General features: G+C 71.7%; 16 protein-coding genes. 3 read left to right on the forward strand and 13 right to left on the reverse strand.

Annotation, left to right across the window (positions count from 1 at the left end):
- Nucleotides 1-5: 5 nt before the first annotated feature.
- The 5 genes from J3486_RS10795 to J3486_RS10815 are packed head-to-tail and all read right to left on the reverse strand — an operon-like array spanning nt 6 to nt 5,787.
- The gene (locus J3486_RS10795) at nt 6-905 is read right to left on the reverse strand and encodes a DUF2510 domain-containing protein (protein ID WP_207819985.1); all 900 of its coding nucleotides are present in this window, start codon (nt 903-905) and stop codon (nt 6-8) included.
- Between the two features lie 41 nt (nt 906-946).
- Nucleotides 947-2,239, reverse strand: coding sequence for a haloacid dehalogenase-like hydrolase (locus J3486_RS10800; protein ID WP_207819986.1), 1,293 nt, complete (start codon nt 2,237-2,239; stop codon nt 947-949).
- A 33-nt stretch (nt 2,240-2,272) separates the two neighbouring features.
- Complete coding sequence (locus J3486_RS10805; protein ID WP_207819987.1) at nt 2,273-3,055, reverse strand: 3-oxoacyl-ACP reductase; 783 nt, start codon at nt 3,053-3,055, stop codon at nt 2,273-2,275.
- 7 nt (nt 3,056-3,062) lie between these two features.
- Nucleotides 3,063-4,418: an aldehyde dehydrogenase gene (locus J3486_RS10810; protein ID WP_207819988.1), complete on the reverse strand. Its 1,356-nt coding sequence runs from the start codon at nt 4,416-4,418 to the stop codon at nt 3,063-3,065.
- A gap of 10 nt (nt 4,419-4,428) precedes the next feature.
- Nucleotides 4,429-5,787: a glutamine synthetase family protein gene (locus J3486_RS10815; protein ID WP_207819989.1), complete on the reverse strand. Its 1,359-nt coding sequence runs from the start codon at nt 5,785-5,787 to the stop codon at nt 4,429-4,431.
- Between the two features lie 95 nt (nt 5,788-5,882).
- Here J3486_RS10815 and J3486_RS10820 point away from each other — a divergent pair, with 95 nt between their 5' ends.
- Nucleotides 5,883-6,623, forward strand: a complete 741-nt coding sequence (locus J3486_RS10820; protein WP_207819990.1) for a FadR/GntR family transcriptional regulator — start codon at nt 5,883-5,885, stop codon at nt 6,621-6,623.
- 200 nt (nt 6,624-6,823) lie between these two features.
- Complete coding sequence (locus J3486_RS10825) at nt 6,824-7,522, forward strand: gamma-glutamyl-gamma-aminobutyrate hydrolase family protein (RefSeq protein WP_207819991.1); 699 nt, start codon at nt 6,824-6,826, stop codon at nt 7,520-7,522.
- Here J3486_RS10825 and J3486_RS10830 read toward each other — a convergent pair.
- Together J3486_RS10830 and J3486_RS10835 are read right to left on the reverse strand one after the other, a co-directional pair.
- Nucleotides 7,476-8,465: an aminoglycoside phosphotransferase family protein gene (locus tag J3486_RS10830; protein ID WP_207819992.1), complete on the reverse strand. Its 990-nt coding sequence runs from the start codon at nt 8,463-8,465 to the stop codon at nt 7,476-7,478. The two genes, J3486_RS10825 and J3486_RS10830, sit on opposite strands and share 47 nt — an antisense overlap.
- Nucleotides 8,466-8,839: 374 nt before the next feature.
- The gene (locus J3486_RS10835; protein WP_229377823.1) at nt 8,840-9,811 is read right to left on the reverse strand and encodes a LysR family transcriptional regulator; all 972 of its coding nucleotides are present in this window, start codon (nt 9,809-9,811) and stop codon (nt 8,840-8,842) included.
- Nucleotides 9,812-9,881: 70 nt separating this feature from the next.
- On the opposite strand from J3486_RS10835, the gene J3486_RS10840 reads away from it, so the two are divergent.
- Nucleotides 9,882-10,997: a TDT family transporter gene (locus J3486_RS10840; RefSeq protein WP_207819993.1), complete on the forward strand. Its 1,116-nt coding sequence runs from the start codon at nt 9,882-9,884 to the stop codon at nt 10,995-10,997.
- A gap of 83 nt (nt 10,998-11,080) precedes the next feature.
- Here the strand turns inward: J3486_RS10840 and J3486_RS10845 are convergent, their stop codons facing one another.
- The 6 genes from J3486_RS10845 to J3486_RS10870 form a co-directional block, all read right to left on the reverse strand.
- Complete coding sequence (locus J3486_RS10845) at nt 11,081-11,269, reverse strand: hypothetical protein (RefSeq protein ID WP_207819994.1); 189 nt, start codon at nt 11,267-11,269, stop codon at nt 11,081-11,083.
- A 2-nt stretch (nt 11,270-11,271) separates the two neighbouring features.
- Nucleotides 11,272-11,997, reverse strand: coding sequence for a helical backbone metal receptor (locus J3486_RS10850; RefSeq protein ID WP_207819995.1), 726 nt, complete (start codon nt 11,995-11,997; stop codon nt 11,272-11,274).
- A 1-nt stretch (nt 11,998) separates the two neighbouring features.
- Entirely contained in the window at nt 11,999-12,583 is a 585-nt protein-coding gene (locus J3486_RS10855; protein WP_207819996.1) for a helix-turn-helix domain-containing protein, read from the reverse strand.
- A 116-nt stretch (nt 12,584-12,699) separates the two neighbouring features.
- Nucleotides 12,700-13,674: a hypothetical protein gene (locus tag J3486_RS10860; RefSeq protein ID WP_207819997.1), complete on the reverse strand. Its 975-nt coding sequence runs from the start codon at nt 13,672-13,674 to the stop codon at nt 12,700-12,702.
- Nucleotides 13,675-13,798: 124 nt separating this feature from the next.
- On the reverse strand, nt 13,799-16,420 hold the full coding sequence (locus J3486_RS10865) for an ABC transporter permease/substrate binding protein (protein WP_207819998.1): 2,622 nt from the start codon (nt 16,418-16,420) through the stop codon (nt 13,799-13,801).
- Complete coding sequence (locus J3486_RS10870; RefSeq protein ID WP_207819999.1) at nt 16,413-17,540, reverse strand: glycine betaine/L-proline ABC transporter ATP-binding protein; 1,128 nt, start codon at nt 17,538-17,540, stop codon at nt 16,413-16,415. The genes J3486_RS10865 and J3486_RS10870 overlap by 8 nt, the downstream gene beginning before the upstream one ends.
- Nucleotides 17,541-17,549: the final 9 nt, after the last annotated feature.

The following is a 17,549-nucleotide window of genomic DNA, read 5'->3' on the forward strand; positions in this document are numbered from 1 at the left end:
GAGGGTCAGTCGGTGGGGCCGATGCTGCTGCCCACTCCCCCACCGCCCTCGCCCGCCGAGCGGATCCCCTTGACGATCGTGTCGAGGTCGGTGAGCGGGGGCGCCTTGTCGCCCGCGTCGAGCGTGCCGGTGACGGCGACCAGCGACTCTGACCCGGCGCTGGAGGGGAACACCACGGACTGGATGTAGCCGCCGGGCCCGACGGTCGTACGGACCTTCCAGCGCACGAGGTAGCCGACGCGTCCGGCGACCGCCAACTGCCGTGCGGCGACGACCCGGTGCCCGGTGATCCCGCCGAACGGCCGGCGGCCCACGGCGTCGGTGTCGTAGACGCGGTCGGCGGCGTCGGAGGCGTCCTGCGCGGCGAGCGCCTTGAGGTCCGGTCCGTCGGCGTTGGTGACGGTGTGCGTGGCGACGGTGCCGCGGCGGCAGATCCCGTCGTCGTAGGGGCAGGTGTAGGTGCCCTTCGTGGTGAGGAGGACGTCGTCGTCGGCGACGTTCTGCGCCTTCTGCCAGCCGTCGACGACCGGCAGCGTGATCCCGTTGAGCTGGTCGGTGACGTGGTCGGCGTCCTCGGTCGGTGAGGGGGCGGGCGCGGTGGTCGACGGCGCCGAGGACTGCGCCGGTTCGGACGGTGCGGTCCGCGGCCGACCGGCCCTGTCGTCGCCGGAGCCGCCGTTCAGGACGAGTACGGCGCCGGTGACGAGGGCCGCGACCAGCGCGGTGCCCGCCACGACCAGGGCCACCGTCCGGCCGCGCCCGCCGCCGAAGTCGCCCGGGGCGGCGGGCGCCGCGCCGGGCTGTCTGCGGTGATCGGTCCAGGAGACCCCGTCCCACCAGCGTTCGGTGGACGGGGCCTTCGGGTCCGGGTACCAGCCGGGCGGAGGTGCCGAGGGACTGCTCATCCCGGCACTGTAGGCCGGGCCGCGGACGTCAGGACACCGGGTCAGAAGATGGTGTCGGCCTGGTCGGGCACGACCGAACCGTCGTCGCGCAGAAGCGGTCCGAATCCGCCTTCCGGCTTGTTGTGGGCGGCCGTCGAGCAGGGATACGTACCGGTCTTGCGCGGCAGCGGCTCGATGAACATCGGGTTGGCGACCCAGCGTCCGTCGGCGTTGTCGTAGGCCCGGCACATGATCTCGTTCTTGTTCCGGTTGAGGACGAGGTGGGCGCCGGTCGCGTCGCCGACGAACGTGACGTCGGTGTCGGCGTCACCGCCGCCGAGCGCGATGCGCTTGTCCCGGCGCTGCTTGTCCCAGGCCGCCTTCCCCTTGATGTGGAAGATGTCCTGGTTGATCCAGCAGCGTTTGCCGTCGATGTACGGGATGGCCTCGCCCTGGGTGCGGCCGGTGCCGCCGCAGCCTTCGTTGTACGTGGTGATGCGGCCCTCGGCGTCGAGGACCGAACGGATGGCGATGGTGTGCCTGCGGTCGATGCCGACGCCTCCTGAACCGGCAGCCCACACCTCCGTCACCGGCTCGGACCCGGCGGACACGATGTAGACGTCGAAGCCGGCCTTCTGCAACGTACGGATGAGGTCGCGCTGTTGCTCGTAGTAGCGGACGTAGCCGGGGATGGTGTGCGTGCCGAGCGTCTGGGTGGCGCCGACGGGTGCGGCGAGGGCCTCCTTGCGGGCGGCGGCCGCGTACGACTCGAGCTCGGGGACCGTGTGCCCGGCGAACAGCTGCGGGACCCAGGCGTACTGGGGCACGGTCCGGCGGTGGTTCCATTCGCCGGCGAAGGCGGCGGCGCCGCTCATGGTCCTGCCGGACTCGCGGATGTTGAAGATCTCGTCCGTGCAGTCGGTGTCGGTGGAGGTGGGCAGCGAGGAGCCGACGGGGACGGCGGTGCCGCAGGCGGCGGTGAGCGCCTTGTCGGCGTCGTCCGTCATCCACTTGCTGGTCTTCTTCCAGCTCGCGGGGCGCAGGATCTTGTCGTGCTTGAGGGCCCAGGCGATGGTGGCGTCGGTGACGTCGTTCTTGGAGACGGTGTTGTCCCAGTCGAACGCGGCGACGGGGCGGGCCCCGTGGTGACCGTGACAGGTCCCGCGTTCGTCGATCATTTTCTGGAGCCTGGCCCGGTTGTCCCCGTACCACGGCAGCTTCTCGGAGAGCTGCGGGCAGGACGCGCGGTCGGCGGTGGTCGCGGACGTGGCGGCGGCCGCAGGAGAGACGAGAGCCGTGGCCACCAAAGCGGTGACCACGGCCGAAGTCCACGCGGCAACATCTCTGTTACGCATGTTCCGGGACCGTACACCTACATGGCGCGTCCCCTACAGAGGCGTGACGTAGGCGCCCGAGATCCCGCCGTCGACGAGGAAGTCGGTGGCGTTGACGAACGCGGCGTCGTCGCTGGCCAGGAAGGCGACGGCGGCGGCGATCTCGTCGGCCTCGGCGAACCGGCCGACCGGAATGTGGACCAGGCGGCGGGCGGCGCGCTCCGGGTCCTTCGCGAACAGCTCCCGCAGGAGTGGGGTGTTGACCGGCCCCGGGCACAGCGCGTTGACACGGATGCCCTCGCGCGCGAACTGCACGCCCAGCTCGCGGGACATGGCGAGGACGCCGCCCTTGGACGCGGTGTACGAGATCTGCGAGGTCGCGGCGCCCATCCGGGCCACGAACGACGCGGTGTTGATGATGGAGCCCTTGCCTTGGCGCCGCATGTACGGCAGCGCGGCCTTGCAGCACAGGTACACGGAGGTGAGGTTGACCTCCTGGACGCGCTTCCACGCCTCGAGGCCGGTGTCGAGGATGGAGTCGTCGTCGGGCGGCGAGATGCCCGCGTTGTTGAAGGCGATGTCGACCGAGCCGTAGGTGTCGAAGGCCGTCCTGAAGAGGGCCTCGACCTGGTCGGCGTCCGTCACGTCGACCTGCACGAAGGTGCCGCCGACCTCCTCGGCCGCCTTCTTGCCCGCGGTCTCGTCGATGTCGCCGCAGACCACGTGCGCGCCTTCGGAGGCGAGCCGCCGTGCGGTGGCGAGGCCGATGCCGCTGCCGGCGCCGGTGATGACGGCGGTGCGGCCGACGAGGCGCCGGCAGATGATGTCTTCGGTCATGGGTCTTTCAAGCCTCCGTGCTGATGAAGACGTTCTTGGTTTCGGTGAAGGCGGTCAGGGCGTCGGGGCCCAGTTCGCGGCCGAGGCCGGACTGCTGATAGCCGCCGAACGGGGTCCAATAGCGCACGCTGGAGTGCGAGTTGACGGACAGGTTGCCCGCGCGGACGGCCTGCGAGACGCGCAGCGCGCGGCCCACGTCGCGGGTCCAGATGGAGCCGGAGAGTCCGTAGTCGGTGGCGTTGGCGAGGCGTACGGCCTCGGTCTCGTCCTCGAAGGGCAGCACGACGGCGACCGGCCCGAAGACCTCCTCGACGGCGGCGGGCGCGCCGGGTGGCAGGTCGGTCAGGACGGTGGGCGGGAACCAGAAGCCGGGCCCGTCGGGGGCGCTGCCCGTGAGGGCGGCCGCGTCCTGAGGAACGTACGAACGCACCCGTTCCAGCTGGGTCTTGGAGATGAGCGGGCCCATCTGGGTCTCCTCGTCGGACGGGTCGCCGACGACGACGGACGCGACGGCGGGCGCGAGGAGTTCCAGGTACCGGTCGTAGACCGAGCGCTGGACGAGGATGCGGGTGCGGGCGCAGCAGTCCTGGCCCGAGTTGTCGAGGAAGGACATCGGGGTGGCCAGGGCGGCGGCCTCGACGTCCGCGTCGGCGAAGACGATGTTGGGGCTCTTGCCGCCGAGTTCGAGGGTCACCCGCTTCACGCGGTCCGCGCACTTGGCCATGATCTGCTTGCCGACGCGGGTGGAGCCGGTGAAGACGATCTTGGCGACGTCCGGGTGCTCGACGAGCGCGTCACCGGCGACCGGGCCCTCGCCGGGCAGGACCTGGAAGAGGTGCTCGGGAAGGCCCGCCTCCAGCGCGAGTTCGGCGAGCCGGAGCACGGTGAGCGGGGTGGTCTCGGCGGGCTTGAGGAGCACCGCGTTGCCCGCCGCGAGGGCCGGGGCGGTGGCCCAGGCGGCGATCGGCATCGGGAAGTTCCAGGGCGCGATGACGCCGACGACGCCGAGCGGTTCCAGGAGCGTGACGTCGAGGCCGCCGGGGACCGGGATCTGCCGGCCGGTCAGCCGCTCGACGCCGCCTGCGGCGTAGTCGAGGAGGTCGCGGACGTTGCCCGCCTCCCAGCGGGCGTTGCCGATGACGTGGCCTGCCTCGCGCACCTCCAACTCGGCGAGTTCTTCGCGGTGTTCGTCGACCGTGACGGCGAAGCGGCGCAGCAGGCGGGCCCGGTCGGCGGGGGCCGCGGCGGCCCAGCCGCGCTGGGCGGCGACCGCGCGGGCCACGGCCGCGTCGACGTCCTCGCGGGTGGCGGCGGCCACGGTGGCGACGATGTCCTCGGTCGCCGGATTCAGTACCTGGAGCAACGGGTGGTCCTCACATGCGTTCGAAGGAGCGGCGCAGCTCCCAGTCGGTCACGGCGGCGTCGTAGGCGTCGAGTTCGACCCGCGCCATGTTGCGGTAGTGGGCGACGACCTCGTCCCCGAAGGCGGCCTTGGCGACGGGGCTGTTCTCCCAGAGCTCGGCGGCCTCGCGCAGGGTGGTGGGGACGTGCTCGTACTCGGCCGTGTACGCGTTGCCCGCGCAGGGCTCGGGGAGTTCGAGCTCGTGCTCCACGCCGTACAGGCCGGCGGCGACGAGTCCGGCGACGGCCAGGTGCGGGTTGACGTCGCCGCCGGGCAGCCGGTTCTCGAAGCGCAGGGAGCGGCCGTGGCCGACGACGCGCAGGGCGCAGGTGCGGTTGTCGTGGCCCCAGGCGACGGCGGTCGGGGCGAAGGAGCCCGGCTGGAACCGCTTGTAGGAGTTGATGTTCGGCGCGTACAGCAGGGAGAAGTCGCGCAGGGCGGCGAGCTGTCCGGCGAGGAAGTGCCGCATGAGGTCGGTCATGCCGTGCGGCCCGGCCATCGCGTTGTTGCCGTCCGCGTCGGTGAGCGAGAGGTGGATGTGGCAGGAGTTGCCCTCGCGCTCGTTGTACTTCGCCATGAAGGTGAGCGAGCAGCCCTCCTGGGAGGCGATCTCCTTGGCGCCGGTCTTGTAGACGGCGTGCTGGTCGCAGGTGACGAGGGCCTCGTCGTAGCGGAAGGCGATCTCGTGCTGCCCGGGGTTGCACTCGCCCTTGGCGGACTCGACGGTGAGGCCGGCCGCCGCCATCTCGTTGCGGATGCGGCGCAGCAGCGGCTCGATGCGGCCGGTGCCGAGGACCGAGTAGTCGATGTTGTACTGGTTGGCCGGGGTCAGGCCCCGGTAGTTCGCGTCCCACGCCTGCTCGTAGGTGTCCTTGAAGACGATGAACTCCAGCTCCGTGCCGACCTGGGCGGTCAGGCCGAGGCCGGCGAGGCGCTCCAGCTGGCGGCGCAGTATCTGGCGGGGCGCGGCGACGACGGGCGTGCCGTCCTCCCAGGCGAGGTCGGCGACGAGCAGCGCGGTGCCCGCGTTCCAGGGCACGCGGCGCAGGGTGGACAGGTCGGGGTGCATGGCGAAGTCGCCGTAGCCGCGGTCCCAGGACGACATCGCGTATCCGTCGACGGTGTTCATGTCCGCGTCGACGGCCAGGAGGTAGTTGCAGCCCTCGGTGCCGTGCTCCAGGACCTCGTCGAGGAAGAAGCGGGCGGCGAACCGCTTGCCCTGCAACCGCCCCTGCATGTCCGGGAAGGCCAGGACGACAGTGTCGATCTCTCCGCTCGCGACGAGGGCGTGCAGCTCCTCGACGGAGAGCGGGGGTGTGCGGTCTGCCACGGGAAGGTCCTCCTCGGGTACGCCACAGGGTCATGCGAGGTGATGCGTCATAAGGTATGGGTGAGAACCATTGCTTGGGAAGGGGATCGGACCTCATGTCGCACCCGGATGCCGACGGCCACCTGCACGGGGCACAGCTCGCGACGGTGCTGCGCCCCGTGCGCGCGGGCAACGGCTTCGAGGAGGCCCTGGAGCAGATCCTCCAGGTGGTCCGGCTCGGCCTGGTGCCGGGCGGCGAACGGCTGCCGTCCGAGCGGGAGTTGGCGGAGCGGCTGCGGATCAGCCGGGTCACGCTGCGCGAGGTGCTGAAGGTGCTCCAGGACCAGGGGCTCGTCGCGGCGCGGCGCGGCCGGTACGGCGGGACGTTCGTGCTGCCGCGCCCCGGGGCCGGCGGCGAGGACGAGCTGCGGCGCCGCGTCGAGGGCGTCGACATCGAGGACGTGCTGCGCTTCCGCGAGGTCCTGGAGACCGGCGCGGCCGGCCTGTGCGCCTCCCACGGCCTCGACGGCGTACGGGCCGGGCGGCTGCGCACCGCGCTCGCCGCCACGCACGACGCGCCGCTGGCCGACTACCGCCGCCAGGACACGCTCCTCCACCTCACCCTCGCCGAGCTGTGCGGTTCGCCGTCGCTGGCCGCCCAGTACGCGGCGGTGCGCGCGAGCGTGAACGAGCTGCTCGACTGTATCCCGCTGCTGGTGCGGAACCTGGAGCACTCGCAGCGTCAGCACACCGCTCTGGTGGAGGCCGTGCTCGACGGGGACGCGGACGGCGCGCGCGAGGTGATGCGGGAGCACTGCGGGGGTACGGCAGCCTTGTTGCGGGGCTTCCTGACCTGACCTGCCCGGCCCCGGCCCGGCCCTGTCCCGACCCTGCCCCAGACCTGCCCCGGCCCGATCATTTAAAGGTATGGATACGATCCATTGGCTTCGGCTGCCCGCATGCTGAACGCCGGAGTGGCCGGGCCCGTGATCTCGTACGCTCTGATCTTCCTTTCCCGTCCTTCCGACCTGGCGTCGTCCGTGGGGAGCACAGCAGCATGGTGAGCAGGCCGCTGATCGGCATCAGCACCTATCTGGAGAAGAAGGCAGGCTGGGGCGTGTGGGAGATGCCCGCGGCGCTCCTCCCGGCCGGTTACCCGCAGCTGGTGCAGTCCTCGGGCGGCCTCGCCGCGATGGTGCCGCCGGACGACGCCCGGCACGCGCCGTCGGTGGTGGCACGGCTCGACGGGCTGATCATCGCGGGCGGCCCCGACGTGGCGCCCGAGCGGTACAAGGCCGAGCGCGACCCGCGCACCGGGCCGTCCGCCGAGGAGCGCGACACCTGGGAACTCGCCCTGATCCGGGCGGCGCTGACCTCGGGCACCCCGCTGCTCGGCATCTGCCGCGGGATGCAGCTGCTGAACGTGGCGCTCGGCGGCACCCTCACCCAGCACATCGACGGGCACGTCGTTCAGACCGGCGTCTTCGGCCGGCACACGGTGACGCCGGTGCCGGGCACGCGGTACGGGGACCTCGTCCCGGAGCCCGCGGACGTGCCGACCTACCACCATCAGGCGGTGGACCGGCTCGGCAAGGGCCTGGTCGCGTCGGCGCACGCGGCGGACGGCACCGTCGAGGCCGTCGAACTCCCCGGGATGTCCTGGGTGATCGGGGTGCAGTGGCACCCCGAGATGGGTGAGGACGCGCGCGTCACGGAAGGTCTGGTACGAGCGGCCGCGACGCCCCACGGCTTCTGAGCCGCCGCTTCAGCCAGGCCAGGGCCGCCTCGCCCTGCGCGCGCTGGAAGGAGCGCAGGGTCGGCAGGCCCGGCGGGTCGGGGAGCGCGGCGTGGAAGAGGAAGTACCCGGTGAGCGCGGCGAGTGTCCGGGTGACTCCCTCGGGGTCGGCGTCCCGGCCCAACGGGTGCCCGGTGAACAGGACTTCGGGGTCCGGGCCGCCCTGCGCCGCGACGCACGGCAGCATCAGCAGCAGGTCGAGCCAGGGCGCCGCGCGCAGCACGTGGGGCCAGTCGACGAAGACGACGCGGCCCTCGGGGGTGAGCAGCATGTTGTCGGCGCGCAGGTCGCCGTGGGCAAGGGTGTCGCCGGAGGCGAACTCGGCCCAGGTGGAGGCGAGTTCGACGAGGGCGGGGACGTTGCGGGCGGTCCATGGGTCCAGGTGCGCCGCCTCCACCAGGTCCTGGTCGAGGAGTTGCCGCCAGCCGTCGAAGGTCCCGGCGAGCGCCTCGACGGCGGGCGGGGCGTCGAACGGGGCCGGGGTGAGGGTCCGGGCCAGCTCCCCCACGGCGTCGAGTACGCGGTTCAACTCGTCCCGGCGCCACGGCACTTCGGGCTGTCTGCCGGGGACCCGCTCGAAGGCGAGGGCGACCCAGGTGCCGTCGTCGTAGGTGGCGAGCAGGCGCGGAGCCGGGACGTCCGGCGGCAGCGCTGCGGCGTGCCGGGCCTCGGCGCGGTGGAGGCCGGGGCTGTGCGGGTTGGTCTCGGCACTGACCGCCTTGACGAAGGCGTGGCGGCCGTCGGCGAGGGTGACGCTCGCCGCCACGCCCGGGGAGAAGCCGCCGGGGCGGGTCTCGGCTCGGGTCACCTCGGCGCCCAGCTTGTCGGTCAGGGCGTTCTTGACGTGGGCCGGGAGCTCGGCCCAGGGGGTTCTTCTGCCGGTGGCGGGCGGGGCCTGGGTCATGGGGGCGAGCTTGGCCGGTGCGCGGGTTCGGGCGCCAGTCGTTTTCTCGTGCCGGGTGGGTGGGGGTGCGCGTCCTCGAGGGTCGCCCCCTCCTCCCCTTCCCGTCCCGATCCCCGGGGGCTGCGCCCCCGGCCCCCCGTGTCTCGTTCTCGGCTGACGGCCGGTGGTCCGTTCTCGCGCCGTTCCCCGCGCCCCTCACGGGGACCGCGTCAGGCCGAGCAGGTCTCTGGCCGGACCCGTGGGTCGATGGCCCGTGGGCCAGACCGCTTTGAGGGAGCGGGTCAGCGGGGGGGGCGTCCAGGGGGCTCGACCAAGCCGCGGGCCGTCCTCGGCTGACAGCCGGTGGTCCGTTCTCGCGCCGTTCCCCGCGCCCCTCACGGGGACCGCGTCAGGCCGAGCAGGTCTCTGGCCGGGCCCGTGGGGCGGTGGCCCGTGGGCCAGACCGCTTTGAGGGAGCGGGTCAGCGGGGGTGCGTCCAGAGGGATCTCGACCAGGCGGCGGGCCGTCAGTTCCTCCCGCACGGCCAGCTCGCTCAGGACCGAGGGGCCCGCGCCGCTCACCACCGCCGCCTTCACCGCCGTCGTCGAGGAGAGCTCGATCAGGGGGCGGGCCAGGCCGCCGAGGGCCGCGTCGAGGACCTGGCGGGTGCCCGAGCCCTCCTCGCGCAGGATGAGCGGAGTGGTGGCCAGCTCGTCCGTCGCCAGTGGCTTGCGCCGGCGTGACCAGGGATGGGTCGGGGCCGTCACCACGATCAGCCGGTCGTGCGCGACGACCGTCGCGTCCAGCCCCTTGGGGACGGAGACCCCCTCGACGAAGCCGAGGTCCGCCTCCCCGCTCAGCAGCCGTTCCGCGACCACCGCCGAGTTGCCGGCGAGCAGCGAGACCGCCGTGTCGGGGCGCGCGGCCCGCAGCGTGAGCAGCCAGCGCGGCAGCAGGTACTCGGCGATCGTCATGCTCGCCGCCACCGTGAGCCGGGAGTCGCGGCGGTCCCGCAGCGCCTGCGCGCCCGCGTCGAACTCCTCCGCCGCCTCCACGATCCGCCGCGCCCAGTCCGTCACGAGCGCCCCCGTGTCCGTGAGCCGGGAGCCGCGCGGGGAGCGGTCGACCAGGGCGAGGCCCAGCTGGCGTTCCATGGAGCGGATCCGGCTGCTGGCCGCGGGCTGGGTGATGCCCAGCTCCCGCGCGGCCGCGCCGAGGCTGCCCAGGCGGGCCACGGCGAGGAGCAGTTCGAGGGCGCCGAGATCGGGCACGCGATGGGCGAGCACTCCCGGCGGGGTGTCCCGCGGCCCGCCGCCCGTGTCGCCGTCCCGCCGCCCCTGCCCCTGCCCCTGCCGCTCCGTACTCATAAAGCCAGTTTATGTGCCCATAGCGGCAACGTCCCTGGTGGGGGCCGTACGCAGGGAGCATGGTGAAGGCATGGTCACCGCCGCCCACCCGCACTCCGTCCCCGCGACCGCCGTCCGCGTCGCCGCCGTCCGCCATCTCGGGCCCAACTGGTACGCGTCCGTCATGGGCACCGCGATCGTCGCCAACGCCGGTGCGACGCTGCCCGTGCAGTTCACCGGCCTGCGCACGGCGTGCACGGTGGTGTGGGCGCTGTCGTCCGTGATGCTGGTGGCGCTGCTGGCGGCGCGGGCGCTGCACTGGGTGCACCACCGCGACCAGGCCAGGGCCCACCTCCTCGACCCGGCCGTGGCCCCGTTCTACGGCTGCCTGTCGATGGCGATGCTCGCGGTCGGCGCCGGGACGCTGCTCGTCGGGCAGGACTGGATCGGGCTCGACGCCGCGCTCGCCGTCGACACCGTGCTGTTCGTGGTGGGTACGGTCATCGGGCTCGCCGCCGCCGTCGCGATCCCGTACCTGATGGTCGTACGGCACCGGATCGAGCCGGGGCAGGCCTCGCCCGTGTGGCTGCTGCCCGTGGTGGCGCCCATGGTGTCCGCCGCGGTCGGCCCGCTGCTCGTGCCGCATCTGCCGGCCGGGCAGGCTCAGGAGTCGTTCCTGCTCGCCTGTTACGCGATGTTCGGGCTGAGCCTGCTCGCCACGCTCGTGATGCTTCCCGTGATCTTCGCCCGGCTGGTCACCGCGGGGCCGCTGCCGCTGGTGCTGACCCCGACCCTCTTCCTGGTCCTCGGCCCGCTGGGGCAGTCGACGACGGCCGCCAACAAGTTCGCCGACGTCGCGGGCGGCGTGCTGCCCGACTCGTACGCGCACGGCTTCACGGCGTTCGCGGTGCTCTACGGGGTGCCGGTGATGGGCTTCGCCCTGCTGTGGCTGGCCCTCGCGGTCGCCCTGGTGGTGCGGGCCCGGCGCAAGGGAATGGGGTTCGCGATGACGTGGTGGGCGTTCACCTTCCCCGTCGGCACCTGTGTCACCGGCGCCGAGGGCCTCGGCAAGCACACCGGTCTCGCCGTCTTCGACGGGCTCGCGGTCCTGCTGTACGCGGTGCTGGTGACGGCCTGGGCGGTGGCGTCCGTGCAGACCGCGCGCGGCCTGTTCGACGGGCGGCTGCTCGCCCCGCCGGCCCGGTGACGTCCCGGTGACCGCTCGCCCCCTCCAACCCGGTGACGTCCCGGCGGCCGCTCACCCCCGCCGGCCCGGTGACGTCCCGGCGCTCAGCGCTTGAGAGTCCGGTAGCGCTTGAGCAGCGCCGTGATCCGGGCCGGGTCCGCCGCCCCGTTGAGCTCCGTCAGGAGGTCGTCGGGGCACAGCTCGTAGTGGTCGCCCCACCAGCGCCGCCCGTGGTTGTCCCAGACGCGGTAGCCGCCGGGCACTCCCCGTGCGGCGAAGCGCCGCCTACTCACGCCTACTCAATCCGCCCCTCCAGCGCACGCCGCAGCACGGCGGGCGCCTCCCGCAGCGACGGTCCGTACCAGGTGAGATGGCGCCCGCTGACCAGGACCGACCGGGCCCGGAACGCCTCCGGGCCGTCGTCGGCCGTGAAACGGTACGGCTCGTCGGGCAGCACCACCAAGTCCTTTTCCGCCGCGTCCAGTTCGTCGTGCGGGACACGCGGATAGCGGTCGGCGTGCCCGGCGTAGAGGTTGTCGACGCCGAGCCGGGCCAACAGGTCACCGGCGAACGTGGCGCGGCCGAGGACCATCCAGGGGCGCCGCCAGATCGGGATCACGGCCTGCAACCGCCGCGGCGGCGGGGCGAGCCCGTCCCAGGCCGCCTCCGCCTCGTCCAGCCAGCGCGGTCGCGAGCGTGCCCCGCAGGCCCGCAGGACCCGGTCCAACTCACGTATGGCCTGCGGAAGTTCGCGCACCTCGGTGACGAGCACCTCGACGCCGGCGGCGCTCAGGGCGGCGAGGTCGGACTCCCGGTTCTCCTCCTCGTTGGCCACGACCAGATCGGGGCGGAGCGCGACGACCGCGGGGACGTCGGGGTTCTTGGTGCCGCCGATCCGGGGCACGGCCGCCGCGTCCAGGCCCGCCGGATGCGTGCACCAGTCGGTCGCACCGGCCAGGACGCCCGGCAGCGTGACCGCGATCGCCTCGGTGAGCGACGGGACGAGGGAGACGACCCGCACGCTACTTGGGGCCGGGCTCGTCGACCGCGTCGATGTGCTCCGCGACCGCCACCACGAGCACCCGTGCGTCCGGCACGGTCGCCCGCCACCGGTGCCGTACGCCACCGGTCAGATACAGGGTGTCGCCGCGCACCAGACGGTAGGCACGCCCCTCGGCCTCCACCTCGACGGCGCCCTCGGTGACATGCATCAGCACGTCGTTGCGCAGCTGGAACTCGCGGCCTGGGTCGTGGTCGCCCACGAACTCCTGGGCGTGCATCTGGTGGTGGCCGCGTACGAGGGACCGTACGACGAAGGCGTCCCCGGCGGCCGGGTCCTCCTCCACCGTGGTGTCGTCGGCGCGCACCAGGTCCACGGTGCGGGCCGGGTCGGCGGCGGCGAGCAGTTCGACGGCGGTGGTGCCGAGGGCGTCGGCGACCTTCTCCAGGGAGCGGCGGCTGGGCCGCGCCCGCTCGTTCTCGACCTGGCTGAGGAAGGGCACCGACAGGCCGCTGCGCTCGGCGACGGCGGACAGCGTAAGTTCGAGCGACCGGCGCCGACGCCGGACGGCCGCGCCCACGCGAAGTGACTCCTTGTGTTCGTCCATGTCGTCCGCTCCCTCCCACCCACCGTGTGCTCTGTTCGCTTGACTGCACCCTACGCATGTTCGGCAAACCGTTTCATGCGAGCGGGACAAGCTGTGGAGCGGGATCGGGCCGTGTGCTACAGGTCCCGCCAGTAGACGAGCTGCCCGGCCTCTCCCGGCGCCGCCCCCTCCGCCGGGATGAACAGGCTTACCAGGAGCGCACGACGACCGCCAGGGTCCGTGATCAGGGTGGCCGAAGGATTGGCGAAGGACGTGGAGCCTCCGCTCGTGCGCAACGGGACCCGGTCGGCTCGGCCGGACGCGGGATCGTAGGCGTACGTCGACCAACTGCCGAAGTCGTCGCGCCACCGCTGCCCCTCGATGAGCACCATGGGCCGCCCGGCGAGCGCGAGCCGGTCGCGGTCCCCGATGTTGCCGCTGTTGCCGAAGCCCGCTATCGCCCGGTCGAGGCGGTGGTCGGGGGCGGCGTGCCAGGTGGTGAAGCCCTTCAGGGTGGCGGTGAGTTGGCGGTCGGTGTCGCAGTCGGCGCGGTAGTGGCCGGTCAGCTCGACGGTGTCGCCGTGCACGGCGGTGATCGCGGGGGTGCCCTCGGCGCACGAGGAGAGCGTGCGGGGCGCGTCGAAGCGTTCCGAGGCGTCCCCCGCGAGCAGTGCGTCCGGATCGGCATAGCCGCGTACGGCGATGTGGTTGTCCGGGTCCTTCTCGTACGCCAGGACGTAGCCGCCGCGGTCGTCGGCGGCGAGCGCCGGCTGGCTGGTTCCGGCACCGAAGTCGTGGCGGCGGTGCCAGTGCAGCAGGTCGCCGGAGGTGGCGACGGCGGCATGGAAACGGCCGTCGGCGAGCATCGTGTGGTACACGGCCAGATACGTTCCGTCGGCGGCCTGGACGATCTGGGCGGCGTCCATGGTGCGGCCGGTGCCGTCGGTGAGGCCGTAGCGGTGACCGTCCGCCACCTCGACATTCGCCGCAAGTTCCACAAATCGGGCGGTGGCCTCCGAGGCGGGCTGCGCGCTGGCGACGGGCAGCTGCGTCAGGAGCAGTACGGCGGCGAGCGCGGCGGCGGCGAAGGCGGCGAGCCGGGCGGCGGTCACGGTGCTGTCGAGCGTACGAACGCGCGCGGTGCGCCCGGAATGCCGGGAGGGGTGGGTTCCGTCACAGCCGCACAACAGCGGCGGCGACGGAACCCACCCCTCGGGGGTCAGGCCGGGACCGGCATCACTTCACGGGAGCGAGCTTGTCCTCCAGGCCCGGCTGGGAGTCCAGCCACGTGCGGGCGGACGCCTTTTCGTTGCCCGCGCCGCCCTTCTGGATCGCGACCTCCAGGGAGGCCAGCTGCTCCTCGCTGAGCTTGAAGTTCTTCAGCCACCCGTTGAACTCGGGGAAGTCCTTGCCGAAGTCCTTCTTGCCGATGATGTGGATCTGCTCGCCCTTGCCCCAGGCGCCCTTCGGGTCCTTGAGCTTCTTCAGGTCGTACTTGCCGTACGCCCAGTGCGGCGACCAGAGCGTCACCACGACCGGCTCCTTCTTCTTGATGGAGCGGTCCAGCTCGGCCAGCATCGACGAGGTGCTGGAGGAGACGACCTTGTACTCGCCCTCCAGGCCGTACGCCTTCAGGACCTTCTTGTTGAGGGTCCCCATCATCCCGGCGCTCGCCTCGATGCCGATGATCTTGCCGTTGAACTTCTTGCCCTGGCCCTTGAGGTCCGCGAGCGAGTCGATGCCCTTCACGTACGAGGGCACGGTCAGCTCCAGCGAGGTCGGGCCGTACCAGGCGCCGATGTCGGAGAGCTGCCCCTTGTATCTGTCGACGTACTGCTTGTGCGTCTGTGGCAGCCAGCCGTCCAGCTGGACGTCCATCTGTCCCTGCGCGAGCGAGGTGTAGAGCGGGCCCGGGTCGAGCTGCTTCACGTTCGGCTTGTAGCCGCGGTCCTCAAGGATGTTCTGCCACAGGTACGTGGAGGCGATGGCCTCGTCCCACGGGAAGTAGCCCATGTTGACGGTCTTGCCGGCGTCCTTGCCCTGCTTCTGGGCGCCGCCGCCGGAAACCGGGGCGAGCTGGTCGACCAGGCCCTTGTTCTTCTTCAGCCAGGTGCGCACGCCGTCCTGCTCGTGGCCCTCACCGGCGGCCTTGATGTCGTTCTCCAGGCTCGTGAGCTGCTTCTCGGTGAGCTTGAAGTCCTTCAGCCACTGGGCGACCGTCGGGTCCTTCTTCGCGAAGCCCTTGTGGGCGACGGTGTGGATCTGTTCGCCCTTGCCCCAGGCGCCCTTCGGGTCCTTGAGCTTCTTCAGGTCGTACTTGCCGTACGCCCAGTGCGGCGACCACAGGGTCACCACGACGGGCTCCTTCTTCTTGATGGAGCGCTCCAGCTGGGCGAGCATCGTCGAGGTCGACGAGGAGACGACCTTGTACTCGCCGTCGAGGCCGTACGCCTTGAGGACCTTCTTGTTGAGGGTCCCCATCATCCCGGCGCTGGCCTCGATGCCGATGATCTTGCCGTTGAACTTCTTGCCCTGGCCCTTGAGGTCCGCGAGCGAGTCGATGCCCTTCACGTACGAGGGCACGGTCAGCTCCAGCGAGGTCGGGCCGTACCAGGAGCCCATGTCGTCGAGCTTGCTCTTGTACTTGTCCCAGTACGCCTTGTGCGTCGTCGGCAGCCAGGAGTCGGTCTGGAAGTCGATGTCGCCGCGCGCCACACCGGAGTACAGCGGGCCCGGGTCGAGCTGCTTGACGTCGGTGGTGTAGCCGCGCTCCTCCAGGAGCTCCTTCCACAGGTACGTGGTGGCGGTGCCCTCGTCCCAGGGGATGTAGCCGATGTTGATCTTTTTGCCCTGGCCGACGTTCGTGCTCTGCTTGGCCGTGGCCGAGCCGTCGTCACCGGCCAGGTTCATGCCGCCGGCGACCAGCGCCAGGGCCACGACACCGATGACGGCGACGACGCCGCCCGGCTTGTAGTGCGCGAAGGAGAGCTTCTGCCGGGTCGCCGCGATCCGGGCGGCGGCGCGGCGGCCGAGCGGCGAGACCCGCTCGTTGAGGGCGCCCGTCATCCGGTCCAGGTACATGGCCAGGATGACGACGGCGACACCGCTCTCGGCGGCGAGGCCGACCTTGAGCTGGGTGATCGCGGAGTAGACCTGCTCGCCGAGGCCGCCGGCGCCGGCCATGCCGCCGATGACGACCATCGACAGGGCCAGCATGATGACCTGGTTGACACCGGCCATGATCGTCGGCAGGGCCAGCGGCAGCTGCACCCGGGTCAGGGTGTTGCGCGGGCTGGTGCCGAACGCCTCGGCGGCCTCGATCAGTTCACCGTCGACCTGCCGGATGCCCAGCTCGGTCATGCGCACGCCGGGCGGCATCGCGAAGATGACCGTGGCGAGCAGGCCCGGGGTGGTGCCGACGCCGAAGAACATGACGCCGGGGATCAGGTAGATGAAGGCCGGCATCGTCTGCATGACGTCGAGCACCGGGCGGATCGCCCCGCTGACGCGGCTGCTGCGCGCGGCCCAGATGCCCATGGGCACGGCGATGACGATCGTGATGACCGCGGCGACGAGCACGAGGGACAGGGTGTCCATCGCCTCGCTCCACAGCCCGAGCGAGTCGATCAGGGCCATGCCGACGAAGGCGAGAACGCCCGGGAGCAGACCGCGCAGCCAGCACGCGATCACGGCGAGGATGCCCGCCATCAGCAGCGGCTCGCCGCCGCCGAGCACGGCGTCGACGCCGTCGTACATGCCCCCCAGAACGGACTGGATGACGTCGAAGAGCCAGGTCAGATGCGACTGCAGCCAGTCGACCGCGTCCTCGACCCAGTCACCGAAATGAAGCCTAGGCACCGGCGTTCACCTTCTCCACCGGTCCGTCGCCCTCACCGCGCGGCGACACGATCTTGTCCGTCGGGGTGGCGTCGTCGCTCGCCCCGGCCTCCTCCGTCTTCATGGGCTCGCCGAGCACGGCGAGCAGCCGGGCCCGCGGGACGACGCCTATCAGCTCGCCGTCCCCGTCGACCACGGACACGGCCACGCCACTGGTCGAGCAGGGCGTGAACAGGTCGATGATCGGGGTGTCCGCGGTGACCGTCGCCGGGGCCTCGGAGGCGTCGTAGCCCTCCTCGGGAGTGGCCATGATCGCGCCCGCGGTCAGCACGCGGGAGCGGTCGACGTCCTGGGTGAAGGACGCGACGTAGTCGTTGGCCGGCGTGACGAGGATGTCCTCGGCGGAGCCGATCTGGACGATGCGGCCGTCGCGCATGACGGCGATGCGGTCGCCCAGGCGCATGGCCTCGTTCAGGTCGTGGGTGATGAAGACGATGGTCTTCTTCAGGGTCTTCTGCAGTTCGAGCAGCTGGTCCTGCATGTCGCGCCGGATCAGCGGGTCGAGCGCGCTGAACGACTCGTCCATCAGGAGCAGGTCGGCGTCGGTGGCGAGCGCGCGGGCCAGGCCCACGCGCTGCTGCATACCGCCGGAGAGCTCATCGGGGAAGGACTTCTCCCACCCCTTCAGACCGGCGAGTTCGAGCGCCTCGTGGGCGCGCTTCTCACGCTCGGCGCGCGCCACGCCCTGCACCTCAAGGCCGTAGGCCGCGTTCTCCAGGACGGAGCGGTGCGGGAAGAGCGCGAAGTGCTGGAAGACCATGCTGATCTTCCTGGAGCGCACGGCGCGCAGGTCGCGCGCGGACAACTGCGTCAGGTCCTGGCCGTCGAAGCGGACGTGTCCCGCCGTGGGCTCCAGGAGTCCGTTGAGCATGCGCAGCAGCGTGGACTTGCCTGATCCGGACAGACCCATGACGACAAAGATCTGGCCCGGTTCGACAGTGAAGGACGCGTCGATGACGGCGGCTGTGGTGCCGTCGGCGCGCAGCTCCTCACGGTCGGCTCCGCGGCGGAGTTTCTCCACCGCTTCAGCGGGTCGTCTGCCGAACACCTTGTACAGGTCTTCGGCTTCAAGCCTGGACACATACACCTC

This window comes from Streptomyces sp. VRA16 Mangrove soil (genome assembly GCF_017377775.1).
In the GTDB taxonomy this organism is placed as follows: domain Bacteria; phylum Actinomycetota; class Actinomycetes; order Streptomycetales; family Streptomycetaceae; genus Streptomyces.

What these genes read in the sequence shown, in the direction of transcription:
- J3486_RS10795 (WP_207819985.1), bottom strand. Translation starts at nt 905, where the DNA reads ATGAGCAGTCCCTCGGCACCTCCGCCCGGCTGGTACCCGGACCCGAAG.
- J3486_RS10800 (WP_207819986.1), bottom strand. Translation starts at nt 2,239, where the DNA reads ATGCGTAACAGAGATGTTGCCGCGTGGACTTCGGCCGTGGTCACCGCT.
- J3486_RS10805 (WP_207819987.1), bottom strand. Translation starts at nt 3,055, where the DNA reads ATGACCGAAGACATCATCTGCCGGCGCCTCGTCGGCCGCACCGCCGTC.
- J3486_RS10820 (WP_207819990.1), top strand. Translation starts at nt 5,883, where the DNA reads ATGTCGCACCCGGATGCCGACGGCCACCTGCACGGGGCACAGCTCGCG.
- J3486_RS10825 (WP_207819991.1), top strand. Translation starts at nt 6,824, where the DNA reads ATGGTGAGCAGGCCGCTGATCGGCATCAGCACCTATCTGGAGAAGAAG.
- J3486_RS10830 (WP_207819992.1), bottom strand. Translation starts at nt 8,465, where the DNA reads ATGACCCAGGCCCCGCCCGCCACCGGCAGAAGAACCCCCTGGGCCGAG.
- J3486_RS10835 (WP_229377823.1), bottom strand. Translation starts at nt 9,811, where the DNA reads ATGAGTACGGAGCGGCAGGGGCAGGGGCAGGGGCGGCGGGACGGCGAC.
- J3486_RS10840 (WP_207819993.1), top strand. Translation starts at nt 9,882, where the DNA reads ATGGTCACCGCCGCCCACCCGCACTCCGTCCCCGCGACCGCCGTCCGC.
- J3486_RS10855 (WP_207819996.1), bottom strand. Translation starts at nt 12,583, where the DNA reads ATGGACGAACACAAGGAGTCACTTCGCGTGGGCGCGGCCGTCCGGCGT.